A 12,586-nucleotide genomic window follows, 5' to 3' on the forward strand; every position below is an offset into this window, starting at 1 on the left:
TCCCCTATCTCCCTAGTTATTTCATTTTAAAAAGTAATAATAAGTCTCCATATCCCTCTTTCTCCATTTCATTTCTAGGAATGAATCGAAGGGCAGCAGAGTTTATGCAATATCTCATGCCTTTAGGACTTGGACCATCAGGAAAAACATGTCCAAGGTGGGAATCGGCTTCCCTGCTGCGCACCTCGGTCCGGGTCATTCGGTGGCTGAGATCGATTTTTTCATTGACACTTGCCGACATGATGGGCTTCGTGAAGCTAGGCCATCCACAGTCGCTATCATACTTATCCCGCGAACTGAATAGGGGCTCCCCAGAAACGACATCCACATAGATGCCTTCTTCAAAATGATCCCAATAGGCATTATCGAAAGGCGGCTCCGTGCCATTTTCCTGGGTGACATGAAACTGACTCTCCGTTAAGGTCTTTCTAAGGTGTGCATTATTCTTAGGCCAATTTTCTTTAATGAAAGCATCCCGTCCTGAACCTTTACGATACAATGCATAGCGAAATTGATTTTTCCGATAGAACTCTTGATGATATTCCTCAGCGGCGTAAAATTTCCCCGAAGGTAGAATACCCGTAACAATAGGTTTCTTAAACCTCCCGCTCACCATTAAATATTCCTTCGATTGTTCTGCCTCCTGTTTCTGACGTTCATTAAGATAGAAAATGGCTGCCTTGTATTGCTTTCCCCTATCCGAGAACTGCCCCTCGTCATCCGTAGGATCGATTTGGCGCCAGAATATCTCCAATAAGGTTTTATAGGAAATGATTGATGGATCGAATACCACTTGCACCGCTTCAACATGATCGGTCGAACCGGTAATCACTTGTTTATAACTAGGAGCGGCAAATTTACCGCCTGTATAACCTGATGTCACTGAAATAATACCATCCATTTCATCAAAGGGAGCAACCATGCACCAAAAGCAGCCTCCTGCAAAGATAGCTGTTTCTTTTCCATCCATCGTCATCCTAAAACTCCCCTTTCACGCCTGTCATTTTATGTATTATATACCAGCAAGCCAAACACCTTCAAATTCAAAAATTTCTATCTTTGCTGTACATATATAAAAGAGGCACTTAGGAGTAAACCCAAGTGCCCTTTTATGTTAGATCCGTTATTTAAAGTATCACACTTACAATGATCGCTGATAGGATGCTGACAAGAGTCGCACCGTAAAGCAGCTTCAAGCCGAAACGGGCTACAACATTACCCTGTTTTTCATGAAGTCCTTTGACTGCACCGGCAATGATTCCAATTGATGAGAAATTAGCGAATGAAACCAAGAAGACCGAAACGATCCCTATCGTCCTTTTGCTCAAGGCTGCTGATGCGTCCCCTAAGCTCAGCATGGCAACGAATTCATTGGTTACCAGTTTCGTCGCCATGATTCCGCCAGCAGTCACGGTTTCTGAAATCGGTATACCCATGATAAAGGCAAACGGTGCAAAGATATACCCCATGATGTCTTGGAAGCTGATGCCGAAGATCATGTCGAATACGCTGTTTATCCCTGCGATTAATGCAACGAAACCAATTAACATCGCTGCTACAGTGATAGCAACCTTAAATCCATCCATGATATATTCCCCAAGCATTTCGAAGAAAGACTGCTTCTCTGCCCCTTCTTCAACAGGGAGAATATCCTCTTCATCCGTTACGGTATAAGGATTGATAATGGATGCGATGATAAATCCACCAAACATGTTAATAACAATTGCCGTCACAACGTACTTTGGTTCAATCATCGTCATATAAGCGCCGACGATCGACATCGATACAGTTGACATGGCTGATGCACAAAGCGTATACATGCGAGATGGCGGAATGGCACCGAGTTGTTTTTTCAAGGTTATGAAAACCTCGGATTGGCCCACTATTGCTGATGCAACCGCATTGTAAGATTCCAATTTACCCATTCCATTCACCTTACTTAGAAGGAATCCAATCCACTTCATGATGAACGGAAGGATCTTGAAGTGCTGTAAAATCCCGATTAAAGCTGAGATGAATACGATAGGAAGAAGGACATTTAAAAAGAAGGGCGATGCTCCTTCATTTACAATCCCGCCAAATACAAAGGTGATCCCTTCATTTGCCCATTCTAAGAGTTTTCCGAAACCATCGGCAATCGAATTGATGATCACTAAACCAAACTTCGTGTTTAATAATAAGTAAGTTAAAATAAGCTGAATGACCACCATGAGGATGATCGGTTTAATTTTAACTTTCTTCCTGTCACTGCTGGCTAAGATAGCTAGTCCAAAAACAATAAGCAGTCCTAAAATTGCAATCAGAAATTTCATATATTCTGCCTCCACTAAGGGTGAATTTAATGTTCGTGCATTAATAGTAGGATACCCTCAAAAAATTTATGCAAACGTTTTCTCTTTCATCCAAAATACATGTACGTACCTCTCCAGAAGTCTATATTAAACTAATATTTTTTTTAGTGCAATTATTATTTCCCTTTTTTAAAATAACAATTAGTGACAATAATGGGTTTCGTGAATTAAAAAAGAAGGCTCCCCTTCGAAAGGAACCTTCTCTTTCCTCAAATAGTATCGACTATTTAGGCAGCTGTTTTTCTGGATATCACCGTTGTCGCTAATCCAGCGCCTCCAATTACAAAGATGATGATGGATGCGGCCAAGCCACCTGCCCCTTGATAAAAGTCGATGAATTTCCCTGCAAATGAGTCACTGCCTTGGAAACCGCCACCGCTTGGCATCTCCCCTGGAGTCCCGGAACCATTAGGCCCGCCTTGTGGAGTGCCCTGCGTATCATTAGATGCCGTTTCCGTAGATGAATCATCTGTCGCCGTACTGCTATTAGCCGATTCTGTTGTGTTGCGGTCGGCAGGCTGGCCCATCACCGCTTGTCGATTCATGGGTTCATTGCCGCTGCCATCCACATACATCATGATCCCGATGACTGCTTGGGCCATTAAGAGGACCGAAGCCAATATTCCAACCAAAAAGTGTAACCTACCAAGTCTTTTCATCAATGATTCTCCTCCGAAAATAAATGTATTTATAAGATGATTATCTAAAAAGACCCTTAATTTTTCCTTAAGCAGCAAGGAAGAAAGTAAGGGTCTTTTCGTATTGGATGGCATCTAAAGGTAGATTAGCTTCTCCTTTGATTTCTCGGAAAAGTGATTTCAAAACGGGTGCGTTCATTCAGTTCACTCGTAACCTTGATGTTCCCTTGATGTGTGTTTACAATCCATTTGGCAATGGATAAACCTAAACCAGAGCCTTCATTTGCTGAACGGGATTGCTCCACTTGGTAAAAACGGTTAAAAATCAAGGGGAGCTCTTCCTGCGGAATGCCTTTTCCATTATCCTCTACAGTAAGAATGATGGATGAGGCATTCTTGATGCAGGATAGGGAAATCTCCCCGCCTTCCTCGGTAAATTTCATGGCATTGTCCACCAATATCACCAATAGCTGATGGATTCTCTCTTTATCACCATGAAACACCACCTGTTCGGGAGCATGGCTAATGATTGACTTCTCTTGAAAAGAAGCGATATCCGCATACTGTTCCACGATATCCATAAGTAAGTCATCAAGAAAAAAGTTCGATTTCTTAACCTCCATTTGATTCGAATCCGTTCTGGTCAAGGTCAAAAGTCCGTTAACAAGCTTATTCAATCGCCGGACTTCTTTCGAAATGATGGATATATCAACGGCTTTTTCCTCGATTGTCGCGTTCGGTGATTGAAACAGCAAATCAGCCCGCGATTGAATGACAGCAAGCGGCGTTCGAATTTCATGCGAAGCATCCGAGACAAACTGCTGCTGCTGATCCCAGGATTTCTTGACCGGTATCAAAGCCCGTCCTGCCAGAAGATAGCCTGCGCCTACCGCCACTAGACTTCCAATTCCTCCACCAACAAACAATATGAGCAGCAAGCGATCGAGCATATCCTTTTCTGTATCCACATTCCTGATGAATTGTACGGCCATCTCTCCATACCCCGTATCGACTTGGGTGGAAAGGGCCCGATACGTGTATCCATTCACCGAGATTTCTTCAATCTCATCAAAAGTTTCAGGGAAAAATTGTTGTTCATTGACCTTAAAAAAATGGTCTACACTCAATCTTGGCTCAATGATCGTATCATCCGGTCCCCAAACGATGACACTCGGTCCCGGTCCTAAGAGAAACTCACCTTGCGGACGTCCGCCTGGCATGCCCCCATTATTGAAATCCCTGTAATCCTTTTTAAGTGAATCATTGACATCCTTATAGATTTGATTTTCCGTATAGAAATAAATCGTTCTGCTTAAAATGGCTATTAAGACAATAAAGACGATAGAATTCAATAATGTTAGTTGAAGCCGTGTTTTTTGGAACATAATGATCCCCTTATGGTTGTTTTAGCATATAACCAATACCGCGTACGGTTTGAATATCTTTATGATAATTGAAAGGTTCCAGCTTTTTTCTAAGATGATGGATGAACACTTCGACAATGGCAATCGTCGTATCTGAATCAAACCCCCAAATGCGGTCGAAAATTTGCTCACGGGTCAATATTTTCCCATTATTTTGAATTAGGTACTCCAGTAATTCAAACTGTTTCAAGGTCATTTTAATGACCTTTCCATCAACCAAAATATCCTTTTCCTTTTCCAGCAGTTCAATACCACGGTATTTCACATGCTGCGCAAGCGATATAATGCCGCTCCTTCGAAGCAGGGCACGAATCCTGGCCTTAAGTTCCGGTGCCTGGAACGGCTTGACTAAATAATCATCGCCACCCATTTCCAATCCTCTGACACGATCCTCAAGCCCATCTTTTGCCGTCAAAAACAAGACACTTGTATCGATTTTTGCTTCCCTGATTTTCCGTACGATTTCAAACCCATCGATTCCCGGAAGCATTACATCCAAAATGATGATATCGTATATACTTTGCTGAGCCATGAATAGCCCATCTTCCCCATTATCTGCTGTATCGACTTCATATTCATCCGTCAGAATCTGTCGGATCGATTCTAATAATGCAACATTATCTTCTACCACCAAAACCTTCATTCAGGGTACCTCCCAACCGCTTCAATTGTGATATATATGTTGATTTTATCCTTTTTCATATGCAAAAGAAAGCGGGCTTTTAATCGCCTGCTTTCTCTCAAATTGTATGTTCATTCGTGACGCAGTGCTTGAATTGGATTTAACCTGGATGCCTTATTGGCAGGAAATACGCCAAACATTATCCCGATTAAAATGGAGAATAAGAAGGCAAACAATGTCACCGACCATGAATAACTAATCGTTAAGCTTGAAAATACTGAAATCAATTTTGCGATTCCCAATCCAATTCCAACTCCCAACAATCCCCCTAAGCAGCTCAAGACCATTGCTTCAATTAAAAACTGAAGAAGAATCGATTTCCGATTTGCACCAATTGCTTTTCTAATTCCGATTTCCTTCGTCCTCTCCGAGACGGAAACCAACATGATATTCATGATTCCAATTCCGCCTACCAGTAACGAAATACTGGCAATGCCGCCAAGCATGAGAGTGAACGTATCCGACACAGAGCTCATTGTATCCATCAGATCTTCTTGATTGGACACCGAATAGTTATCATTCTGTTCCGGGAATGATGTGGTCATCGTACCTTGTACCTGGTACATCGCCCTATCTATGATATTCTCGTTCTCCGCTTTTAAATATACGGTTCCGATTGTTGTGCTGCCTGTAGCCCGTTCGGCAGTGGTGATCGGTGCAATGATTACATCATCCCCGCTTGATCCCATTGAGGTGCCTACTGATTTCAGGACACCGATCACGCGATAGGAAACACCGCCGATAAGCACGTTCTGGTCCACCGCTTTTTGATTTTCAAAAAGCGTGGTGGCTGTATCTGACCCCAGGACAACGACCTTGGAGCGTAATTCCGTTTCCATATCCGTCAAAAACCGGCCCTGACTGAGCTCTAAATCCCTAACTGATAAGTAGGATGAAGTTGCACCAGTCATTGAAACCTGTGCCGTAGCTTCTCCGTTTTTAGCATAAACGCGACCAGTGACCACAGGCGCCACTTCCGATATCCCGCTTAGCTCTTTAAACTGTCCAATTGTATCATCCGTCATCTCCACGGAGTCGGTATCCGTGACACTTACCGTTATCAAGTTCGTTCCCAGGCTATTGATCTCATCCTGAACGGACTGTGAGGAACCCTGTCCAATCGAAACCAGAACGATTACGGAGGCAACACCAATTATGATTCCAAGCATGGTTAAAAATGCTCTGACTTTATTGGTTTTGATACTGCGTATAGCCATCTTCATTGATTCGCTCAGGTTCAATCCAATCACCTCCATTTTCAAATAGCTGACCATCCTGTATCCGAACGACACGAGTCGCTTCTTTAGCAACTTCCAAGTCATGGGTTATAAGAATGATTGTTTGTCCCTTTTCATTCAATTCTTTCAGCATCTGCAGCACTTCTTTACTCGTTTTACTATCCAGCGCCCCCGTCGGCTCATCCGCCAATAAAACGGGAGGGTTACCGGCAAGTGCCCTTGCAATCGCAACTCTTTGCTGCTGTCCACCCGACAGTTGGGTCGGCAGATGATTCTTCCGGTCACTCAGGCCGACCATATCAAGGCATGCATTGGCCACTTCCCTTCTTTCCTTCACGCTTGCCCCTCTATAAACCAGGGGAAGTTCGACATTCTCCAACGCTGTCAGTTTTACCAACAGGTTAAAATTTTGAAAGATAAATCCAATTTTAATATTACGAATCGCAGCCAGCTCATTATCCTTCATCTTTTCCACTTCTTTTCCATCAAGAAGATATTCACCTATGTCAGGCTTGTCAAGACAGCCAATCATATTCATGAACGTCGATTTCCCTGATCCGGAAGGTCCGATGATGGAAATGAAATCGCCTTTATCAATTGTAAGACAGACATCTTGGAGGGCCTTAACCGTTTCACCGCCTAATTCATATGATTTAGACATGTTCTTAATTTTTATGATGGGTTTCGCCATTTTACTGACCTCCCTTGCCGCTCGGCATCCCGCCGCCGTTTGGCATCCCGCCGCTCGGCATTCCGCTGCCACTCTGCATTCTTATTTCGCCTCCTTGATCTCCCCTCATTCCTTCGCCGTCACTGCCAGTGGAGCTTTCATTGATGGTAATAGGCAATGAAACAAACTGGCCCTCTTCCAGACCTGAAGTTATTTCAATATACCTATCATTGCTGATTCCAGTCTCAACCACTGTCTTTGTACTGGCAGCTTCTTCAGTTGTACCGGATTGTTGTATATTTACATATTTCTCTTCACCGTCCATTTGGACTGCTTCAATCGGAACATATAAGGCATCTTTTACACTATTCGTCAAAATGCTCACTTCAGTCGACATCCCAATTTTTATATCGCCGGGTTTGTCAATTTTGATAGTGACATCGAACGAAGAAACTCCATTCTCATATGTACCTTCCTTTGCTACACTGGTCACTTCCCCCGTAAACGTTTCATCTTCAAAAGCACTGGCTTTAATTTCAACTGTTTGTCCTTTTTTAACACTTGGAACATCCAATTCATCAACACTGATCGTGGTTTTCAATTTTTTATAATCCGTAACATGTGCCAACACTTCACTGCTTGATACACGATCCCCTTCTTCAACATCCATTGTTGTCACGGTACCATCGAATGGGGCAGTTATCGGGTCACTTCCATCCGTGAAGGTAATAAGTTCATCACCTTTCTCAACCAATTCATTCTTCTCAACAAGGACTTCATCCACTTCACCCGTTACAGAAGAAGTGATGTCCTCACTATTGATTGCGGCGACCGAACCGGAACCGCTTATTTGAACTTCAAGATCTCCCTTTTCAACTGTAGCAGTCACCGACTTTGCAATTTCAGGCTCAGCATTGTCCTTCATGAAAATCCAAGCGCATCCCCCAATCGCCAGCACTAAAACCGTACCTATCATTATCAACTTTTTCATCACTTTTCTCCTTTCAGTTTTCCTTCGTTGAAACAAGTATCGTGAAAGAAGCTTAACTTTTCCTTAATGGCCATGTGTTTTATTTCAATCAGCAAGCAGCTTTTGCTTGTACGTAACAATAAAAAACTATGTCGAACGAAAAATGCTTTATTTTCAGCATTTAAATTTACAATATATTCTGAAAAATATATACTGATACTGTTATCGGAAATTGGTGATGAAAACCAAATCATTAATGATGAAGGGGGAACCAACTTGGCATCAAACGATTCAATCGCTAAGGAAACCGAGGTAAGCGCTTCCACGGACTACACCAAGATCGTCCAATCACAATCTTTTCAAGAACTCTTAAGGAAAAAACGCAATTTCATCGTCCCGCTATCCATCTTTTTCATGGTCTTTTATTTCACCCTACCCATACTAACTTCCTATTCTAAAGTTCTTAACTCAATTGCTTTCGGGGCAATCAGCTGGGCCTGGATCTTTGCCTTCGCTCAATTTATCATGACCTGGACATTATGCATCCTCTATTCCAAAAAAGCTGCGACATTTGACCAATTAGTAGAAAAAATCGTTAAAGAAGCGAAAGGATAAAAGGTGAATTTACAATGAATATACTTGCTTTTATATTATTTCTAATCATTGTCGGACTAACATTGGTCATTACCTATTTTGCTTCACGGCGCACCAAAACGACCGCGGACTTTTATACGGCGGACAGCAGCCTTACTGGCTGGCAGAATGGCTGGGCCATTGCGGGAGATTATATGTCCGCCGCCTCATTTTTGGGGATAGCCGGCATGGTCGCACTCTCTGGATTTGATGGGTTTTTCTATAGCATAGGTTTTCTGGTTGCGTATCTGGTCGTTCTTTATATCGTGGCCGAACCGCTCCGTAACCTTGGCAAGTATACATTGGCGGACATGATCGCTGCCCGTTTCAATGAAAAGAAAGTACGCGGGGTTGCTGCCCTTAACACCATTTCCATTTCAACCTTTTATATGATCGCTCAATTAGTCGGTGCAGGTGCCCTTATAAAACTCTTACTTGGAATTGATTATCTTTACTCCGTCATCATTGTAGGTATTTTAATGACCGTATATGTCGTATTTGGCGGTATGACGGCCACCAGTTGGGTCCAAATCGTTAAAGCCGTTTTATTGATGGCAGGTACATTCATCATCTCCATCATCGTGTTGGCGAAATTCGACTTTAGCGTGATCGAGATGTTCAAGCAAATGAAAACAGCCACTCCTTTGGGCGGGGATTTCCTCAACCCAGGTAACAAATTCAAGGATCCTTTGGATACTTTATCCCTTAATTTAGCGCTTGTACTCGGTACAGCTGGACTACCTCACATTCTCATCCGTTTCTTTACGGTGAAAGACGCCATCACAGCCCGTAAGTCCGTAGTATATGCCACGTGGATCATTGGCATCTTTTATATAATGACCATTTTCCTCGGCTTTGGAGCGGCAGCTTTTGTTGGATACGACAAAATCATAGCCGCGAATGCAGCCGGTAATATGGCCGCTCCGCTGCTTGCCGAAGCCATTGGGGGTGACTTCCTGTTCGCCTTCGTCTCTGCTGTTGCTTTCGCAACCATTTTAGCGGTTGTAGCAGGTCTCGTCCTATCGGCAGCATCTGCTTTTGCCCATGACTTCTATGGCCACATCATCCGGAAAGGCCAAGCCACTGACAAGGAACAAGTCGTTGCAGCTCGTTGGGCATCCATCGGAGTATCCGTCCTTTCCATCATCCTTGCCTTATTTGCCCAAAACATGAATGTCGCCTTCCTTGTTTCACTTGCCTTTGCCGTCGCTGCCAGTGCCAATCTGCCAATCATTGTCTTCACGGTATTCTGGAAACGTTTTAACACTGCCGGGGCTGTAACGGGCATGATAGTTGGACTGGTCAGTTCTTTATTGCTTGTGTTCCTAAGTCCCAATGTCTGGTCACCGGTAGAGGGAGCGGCAATATTCGTTGGGGAGCCATTATTCCCGCTTGCCAATCCAGGCATCATCTCCATCCCGATTGGGTTTATCGCAGCCATCGTCGGAACACTTCTGTCAAGCAAGAAAGCTGATGCCAAAAAATTCGACGAAATCTTGGTCACGGCTAACACTGGGATGAAAGATCCTATATAAGCTAGATTTATTATTATTTTAAAATATTAAAAAAGAAAGGAGATCAGGGTGTTCGACCTGCTCTCCTTTCTCTTTATTCAGAACATATTTATCAGGAAGATTCCCTTTAACTTCTCAATCTTAACTTCCTTCTATTGTACTTAGTTACTAACTGGTTCATGACTTCTGCAAAGATCAGCCCCATCGCAATGGCACCAGCCAGCATGAAGACCTTGGCTGCCAGCTGAACGGCGACATAAAAATCATTTCCGACAAAATGCTTCATCGCATCATATGACAAACCTCCAGGCACAAGGGGAATGATTCCCGATACATTGAAAATCGTAATCGGCGTTTTATACCTTTTAGCAAAATACTGGCTGATAACCGCAACGATAAATGCAGCCGCTAATGTTGCAATGATGCTGTTTATCTCATTTTCAACCAAAGCAAAGTATAGGATCCACCCCAACATCCCTACGAAACCACATTGAAACAATGAATTTTTTGGTACATTGAAGATGACTCCAAAGGCGGCTGAGGCAATGAAACTTGTAATAAGCTGTGCAATCATCATTCTTCCTCCCCTAAAATCATAAGAAAACAAACGCAGCCGATATTCCTGCCCCAATGGCTAAAGCAGTCAAACCTGCATCCGCACCCTTGGATAGACCCGAAACCAAATGCCCTGCAATTAAATCCCTGGCTGCATTCGTAATTAACAACCCTGGCACAAGCGGCATCACCGCTCCAATGATTATCGTGTCCAAATGACTTCCAACTCCAATCTGGACAAAGAACATAGCTACTAATCCTACGACTAAAGAGGCGATGAATTCAGCAAAAAAACGAACTTCCAGTAACCAGTGCAAATAAAGCAGGCATGAGAATCCCATTCCTCCAGCTATACAGGACCAGATGAAATCACTCCACTGTCCTTGAAACATGATTAAAAAGCAGCCGCTCGCTATAAATGCAGCAAAGATCTGTACCCACATGGGATACCCCATCCCGGCCTTTTCGATTTGCTTTAACCGTAAATATGCTTCCTCGGGTATCATTTCCTTGCTGGAAATGCTTCGGGATATACTATTAACCAGCGTCACTTTATGTAAATCTGTAGATCGTTGGGAAACTCGAATTAATTTTGAAGCCGGGTGCATACCATCCAGCGAAAAAATAATTCCTGTAGGGGTCGAAAAACTGTGTGATTCACCGCACCCAAACGCTGCAGCGATCCTAACCATCGTATCTTCCACCCGCGAAGTTTCCGCTCCGTTCTGAAGCATGATTTTTCCCGCAAGTAAACATACATCTATAATTTCATTGTATGGTAAACGATCATCCATTTTATCCTCTCCATCACTTCCTGCATGAGTTTCTCTCAATAACAGATAACGATCACACCAATTTAAATCCACCTCATAATAGCCCAATTCCTGTGAAAAGGATATAAAAATATTACCTATTTAATTTATCAATTCCATTAACCTTCACTACTATCTTCCTTAGTACCAGTATTCCCTTTATTTCCTGCCAAAACCGTTTAGTTAAAAGAAAATTCAATTATATCCATAATTAAAAGGAGTGCAGCCACGGTCACTGCATTCCCTTTTTCCTATCCTGTACGACTATACTTCCTTTTGAATGAAGCAATCCACTGTTTCATTAAACAAATCGCTTTCTTCCATAAATGGACAATGACAGCTATCTTCAAAGATTACTAGTTTGGAATTCGGAATGTTTTTATGCAAATGTTCCCCTGCAGCTACAGGAATGACTTTTTCATGCCTTCCAAAACAGAGAAGTGTCGGAATATTGATTTCTGGCAAGAATCCACGATAGTCCACTATCGATTGGTCAAATAGGATGCTACTGGCGATGGATTCCGGCATTTTGGTAACTTCCCCAAGCATCCAGCTTGCATCCTCTGCAGATAATTCATTGTTGAACATGGAAGCAAGGAAGCTTTGCAAAAACGAGGAACGATTCGTTTGGATTTCAGTCATGAAGGTAATCAACGTGTCCATATCAAATGCGCCGATATTAAAATCGGGCCACTTGAAATCAGATGCCAATTCATCCACAATCACGGTTGAATGAATATTTTCCTCACCGAATTGCTTAAGATACTCCCAGACGACAAATGCCCCCATCGACCAGCCTACAAGTATGACATCCCTTAATCCTAGTTCACCTATGAACGCATGAAGATCTTTTGCATAAACGGAGACCGTATTTCCGTAATGTACATGATTTGACTGGCCATGGCTTCTTAAATCAAGTAAGATCGTTCTATATTTTTCTGAAAAGTACGGAAGCTGCCTTTTAAAAAACCGGCTGCTCATCCACACACCATGGATAAAAATAATCGGTTTCCCCTGGCCCTTTTCTTCATAAAACAACTGAACGCCTTCTTCCACCTCAATAAATGCCATTCTATCCCTCCTTCTTGATATTTTCATC

At 42.8% G+C, this 12,586-nt stretch carries 13 protein-coding genes; 2 read left to right on the forward strand and 11 right to left on the reverse strand.

Annotation, left to right across the window (positions count from 1 at the left end; translation table 11 throughout):
- Positions 1 to 16: 16 nt before the first annotated feature.
- The 8 genes from msrB to V3595_RS23335 form a co-directional block, all read right to left on the reverse strand.
- Positions 17 to 976, reverse strand: coding sequence for a peptide-methionine (R)-S-oxide reductase MsrB (msrB, locus tag V3595_RS23300; protein ID WP_137017752.1), 960 nt, complete (start codon positions 974 to 976; stop codon positions 17 to 19).
- Between the two features lie 151 nt (positions 977 to 1,127).
- Positions 1,128 to 2,312: a NupC/NupG family nucleoside CNT transporter gene (locus V3595_RS23305; protein ID WP_485909969.1), complete on the reverse strand. Its 1,185-nt coding sequence runs from the start codon at positions 2,310 to 2,312 to the stop codon at positions 1,128 to 1,130.
- A 266-nt stretch (positions 2,313 to 2,578) separates the two neighbouring features.
- Positions 2,579 to 3,010 (reverse strand): hypothetical protein, encoded by a 432-nt coding sequence (locus V3595_RS23310; protein ID WP_485909971.1) that lies wholly within the window; start codon positions 3,008 to 3,010, stop codon positions 2,579 to 2,581.
- A 125-nt stretch (positions 3,011 to 3,135) separates the two neighbouring features.
- Complete coding sequence (locus V3595_RS23315; RefSeq protein WP_485909973.1) at positions 3,136 to 4,374, reverse strand: sensor histidine kinase; 1,239 nt, start codon at positions 4,372 to 4,374, stop codon at positions 3,136 to 3,138.
- 10 nt (positions 4,375 to 4,384) lie between these two features.
- Positions 4,385 to 5,056: a response regulator transcription factor gene (locus V3595_RS23320; RefSeq protein WP_485909975.1), complete on the reverse strand. Its 672-nt coding sequence runs from the start codon at positions 5,054 to 5,056 to the stop codon at positions 4,385 to 4,387.
- A gap of 110 nt (positions 5,057 to 5,166) precedes the next feature.
- Positions 5,167 to 6,369 (reverse strand): ABC transporter permease, encoded by a 1,203-nt coding sequence (locus tag V3595_RS23325; protein ID WP_485910060.1) that lies wholly within the window; start codon positions 6,367 to 6,369, stop codon positions 5,167 to 5,169.
- A complete protein-coding gene (locus V3595_RS23330) occupies positions 6,284 to 7,024 on the reverse strand; it encodes an ABC transporter ATP-binding protein (RefSeq protein WP_485909977.1) in 741 nt (246 codons plus the stop codon). Before V3595_RS23330 ends, V3595_RS23325 begins: the two co-directional genes overlap by 86 nt.
- Before the next feature lies 1 nt (position 7,025).
- On the reverse strand, positions 7,026 to 7,994 hold the full coding sequence (locus V3595_RS23335) for an efflux RND transporter periplasmic adaptor subunit (protein WP_485909979.1): 969 nt from the start codon (positions 7,992 to 7,994) through the stop codon (positions 7,026 to 7,028).
- A gap of 273 nt (positions 7,995 to 8,267) precedes the next feature.
- Between V3595_RS23335 and V3595_RS23340 the strand changes: the two genes are divergently transcribed.
- The gene (locus tag V3595_RS23340) at positions 8,268 to 8,588 is read left to right on the forward strand and encodes a DUF485 domain-containing protein (protein ID WP_485910062.1); all 321 of its coding nucleotides are present in this window, start codon (positions 8,268 to 8,270) and stop codon (positions 8,586 to 8,588) included.
- 14 nt (positions 8,589 to 8,602) lie between these two features.
- A complete protein-coding gene (locus tag V3595_RS23345; protein WP_063234262.1) occupies positions 8,603 to 10,141 on the forward strand; it encodes a solute symporter family protein in 1,539 nt (512 codons plus the stop codon).
- 106 nt (positions 10,142 to 10,247) lie between these two features.
- Here the strand turns inward: V3595_RS23345 and V3595_RS23350 are convergent, their stop codons facing one another.
- The 3 genes from V3595_RS23350 to V3595_RS23360 all read right to left on the reverse strand — a co-directional run bounded on the left by V3595_RS23350 (position 10,248) and on the right by V3595_RS23360 (position 12,558).
- A complete protein-coding gene (locus tag V3595_RS23350) occupies positions 10,248 to 10,697 on the reverse strand; it encodes a threonine/serine exporter family protein (RefSeq protein WP_170973997.1) in 450 nt (149 codons plus the stop codon).
- A 16-nt stretch (positions 10,698 to 10,713) separates the two neighbouring features.
- Entirely contained in the window at positions 10,714 to 11,469 is a 756-nt protein-coding gene (locus V3595_RS23355) for a threonine/serine exporter family protein (RefSeq protein ID WP_485909982.1), read from the reverse strand.
- A 282-nt stretch (positions 11,470 to 11,751) separates the two neighbouring features.
- Positions 11,752 to 12,558 carry an alpha/beta fold hydrolase gene (locus tag V3595_RS23360; RefSeq protein WP_485909984.1) on the reverse strand — a complete coding sequence of 269 codons (807 nt, stop codon included), beginning with the start codon at positions 12,556 to 12,558 and terminating at the stop codon, positions 11,752 to 11,754.
- Between the last annotated feature and the right edge of the window lie 28 nt (positions 12,559 to 12,586).

This window comes from Bacillus sp. CFBP9009 (genome assembly GCF_036541465.1).
GTDB lineage: Bacteria > Bacillota > Bacilli > Bacillales > DSM-1321 > Peribacillus.

Bases quoted from the DNA above. Each gene is read 5' to 3' on its own strand.
- msrB (WP_137017752.1), bottom strand. From the start codon at position 976: ATGACGATGGATGGAAAAGAAACAGCTATCTTTGCAGGAGGCTGCTTT.
- V3595_RS23305 (WP_485909969.1), bottom strand. From the start codon at position 2,312: ATGAAATTTCTGATTGCAATTTTAGGACTGCTTATTGTTTTTGGACTA.
- V3595_RS23310 (WP_485909971.1), bottom strand. From the start codon at position 3,010: ATGAAAAGACTTGGTAGGTTACACTTTTTGGTTGGAATATTGGCTTCG.
- V3595_RS23315 (WP_485909973.1), bottom strand. From the start codon at position 4,374: ATGTTCCAAAAAACACGGCTTCAACTAACATTATTGAATTCTATCGTC.
- V3595_RS23320 (WP_485909975.1), bottom strand. From the start codon at position 5,056: ATGAAGGTTTTGGTGGTAGAAGATAATGTTGCATTATTAGAATCGATC.
- V3595_RS23325 (WP_485910060.1), bottom strand. From the start codon at position 6,369: ATGGTCAGCTATTTGAAAATGGAGGTGATTGGATTGAACCTGAGCGAA.
- V3595_RS23330 (WP_485909977.1), bottom strand. From the start codon at position 7,024: ATGGCGAAACCCATCATAAAAATTAAGAACATGTCTAAATCATATGAA.
- V3595_RS23335 (WP_485909979.1), bottom strand. From the start codon at position 7,994: ATGAAAAAGTTGATAATGATAGGTACGGTTTTAGTGCTGGCGATTGGG.
- V3595_RS23345 (WP_063234262.1), top strand. From the start codon at position 8,603: ATGAATATACTTGCTTTTATATTATTTCTAATCATTGTCGGACTAACA.
- V3595_RS23350 (WP_170973997.1), bottom strand. From the start codon at position 10,697: ATGATGATTGCACAGCTTATTACAAGTTTCATTGCCTCAGCCGCCTTT.
- V3595_RS23355 (WP_485909982.1), bottom strand. From the start codon at position 11,469: ATGGATGATCGTTTACCATACAATGAAATTATAGATGTATGTTTACTT.
- V3595_RS23360 (WP_485909984.1), bottom strand. From the start codon at position 12,558: ATGGCATTTATTGAGGTGGAAGAAGGCGTTCAGTTGTTTTATGAAGAA.